We start from the raw sequence: 559 nt of genomic DNA, 5'->3' as shown, positions 1-559 counted from the left end.
CGGTCAAGGTACTGTCCCTGAAAGCGCAGGTTCTGTGGCACATCCCAGTCGATACCGGTGCTTTCCCGCGTCGTGCGTCCCCAGGCGGCAAATGCCCCCTGCCAGACGGTGTCGCCACGGCTATCCGTCACCCGATCCGGCAGGCCGTTGATCTCGGTGTGATACCAGTAAACCTCAGCGTGCTGCTGATAACTGTCGACGCGCGCTATCGGTTCGTAGCTGTTTTCTGCATAGACATACTGCACTGCGGCCTCGGGTTTGCTGTCGCTGTGCTCACTCACCATCTGCATACCGCTCCACGCAAAATGCGTGCATTCCGGCTTCACAGCATGACGTCGCCAGACCTGTTTGCCGATACGGCGGCCCAGTGCATCGTACTGATACTGCGCGCGGGTGTAGTCGGCATCACCCTCTATAAGCACCTCACGTATGCGGTGTTCATCGTCGTAATGAAAGCGCTGCACAATACCGCGCCGGGTGTCGTGCCGTTCCGTCATACGACCAAAACCGTCGTATTCCCAGCGGATACCCTCGAGACGCTTCAGCAGATTATTCCACA

General features: G+C 58.3%; 1 protein-coding gene. It reads right to left on the bottom strand.

Going from position 1 to position 559, the window contains the following annotated elements:
* Positions 1–559 (bottom strand): RHS domain-containing protein (locus tag VH86_RS24590; RefSeq protein ID WP_045834443.1); only part of this gene is annotated, 559 nt, incomplete at both ends.

The organism is Pantoea sp. BL1 (genome assembly GCF_000963985.1).
In the GTDB taxonomy this organism is placed as follows: Bacteria; Pseudomonadota; Gammaproteobacteria; order Enterobacterales; family Enterobacteriaceae; genus Pantoea; species Pantoea rwandensis_B.
Note: the sequence above shows the minus strand (reverse complement) of the source record. Positions and strands in the feature narration are given on the sequence as shown.